At 55.2% G+C, this 1,274-nt stretch carries 2 protein-coding genes and 2 pseudogenes; 2 read left to right on the forward strand and 2 right to left on the reverse strand.

Annotated features, from left to right (window positions below; genetic code table 11):
* A partial coding sequence (locus ACRDCA_RS10460; protein ID WP_438689448.1) for an ankyrin repeat domain-containing protein occupies positions 1-481 on the forward strand: 481 nt, incomplete at its 5' end.
* A gap of 104 nt (positions 482-585) precedes the next feature.
* Here ACRDCA_RS10460 and ACRDCA_RS10465 read toward each other — a convergent pair.
* Both ACRDCA_RS10465 and ACRDCA_RS10470 read right to left on the reverse strand, forming a co-directional pair.
* The gene (locus ACRDCA_RS10465; protein WP_438689449.1) at positions 586-717 is read right to left on the reverse strand and encodes a hypothetical protein; all 132 of its coding nucleotides are present in this window, start codon (positions 715-717) and stop codon (positions 586-588) included.
* A gap of 18 nt (positions 718-735) precedes the next feature.
* Positions 736-861: pseudogene (locus tag ACRDCA_RS10470) on the reverse strand (IS6 family transposase); the annotation flags it as partial.
* A 2-nt stretch (positions 862-863) separates the two neighbouring features.
* Between ACRDCA_RS10470 and ACRDCA_RS10475 the strand changes: the two are divergent.
* A pseudogene (locus ACRDCA_RS10475) lies at positions 864-1,002 on the forward strand (type II toxin-antitoxin system RelE/ParE family toxin); the annotation flags it as partial.
* Positions 1,003-1,274 lie beyond the last annotated feature (272 nt).

Raw genomic sequence — 1,274 nt, forward strand, 5'->3', positions numbered from 1 at the left:
TGGCGTGCCGGCGCTCCATATGGCGATGCAGGACGGGCATGTAGACGCCATCCGCGCCTGGCTGGAGGGGCTGAAACAGGTGGAGAGTCCGCTGGCGCGTGCTGAACTGCTGCGGGCTGTTCGTTCTGATGGCGTGCCGGCGCTCCATATGGCGATGCAGAACGGGCATGCGGAAGCCGTCCGCGCCTGGCTGGAGGGGCTAAAGCAGGTGGCGAGTCCGCAGGCGCGTACTGAACTGTTGCGTGCGGTCAGTTCTGATGGTGTTCCGGCGCTCATTCTGGCGATGCAGGACGGGCATGTAGACGCCATCTGCGCCTGGCTGGAGGGGGTGGCGAAAGCACAGTTGTCGATAGATCAACGTGTCGGGCTGCTGCAGGCGGAGGTCAAGGGTGTTCCAGCCCTCCGTCTGATGAGGGAGAGTGGGAATGTGAATGCTGTCCGCGCCTGGAAGGAGGGGCGGGCGCGGGTGCCGGTGTCCTGAGTACCAGGTAGGTGCAGGTGGTGAGCGGGCGTATCGACCCCCTGCCGACTTTTAATAAAAACATCATTTAGCTTTTTTGTGCTGTTGAGGTGACCTTCAGGGCTCTATCGTGCTAACAGCAACAGCAACAGCAACAGCAACAGCAACAGCAACAGCAACAGCAACAGCAACAGCAACAGCAACAGCAACAGCAACAGCAACAGCAACAGCAACAGCAACAGCAACAGCAACAGCAACAGTAGCGTTGCCGTTTTTTAGGCAGCTAACAGATAAAACGGTTCTGCCGGTGACAATCCGTCACCAGCGGGATGATGACGCTATCCTTTGCGTATTATGTGGGCTAACTCAATGCCCGCCAATATCGTCTTCGCCCGGCGAAATCCACAAAGGCAATACTATCATCCTGCTCCGGGTTTTCATCAAGAAGTCACAGAAAACGCCAGCGAAAGAAATCGATTCTCGCCAAAGAGCGGTTGTGCCACCAGTTGACGCAGAGCAAGCGTATTATGCTTCCCGGGTGAACAAGGATCTGGCAGCCTGAGTTCCCGGACTTAACATGTGTCAAGAAACCCGGGGCGGTTCAGTATTGTTGCCCATGATATTTTTCCGGCTAATTTCACGGTTTTCTCACTCAGCGGGACGACCCATGTCCAACATGGGTCTTGCGGGCATAATGGTATCGCCACCGTTATGGCTGACTTGCTAACACGAAAATCAAGACAGCCAGGACGAATAAGACGATGGCCGAAAATAATTTCCATCGACGTTCACTTTTGATACTCATTGCTATATC

This window comes from Serratia sp. (in: enterobacteria) (genome assembly GCF_051654945.1).
Lineage (GTDB): Bacteria > Pseudomonadota > Gammaproteobacteria > Enterobacterales > Enterobacteriaceae > Chania.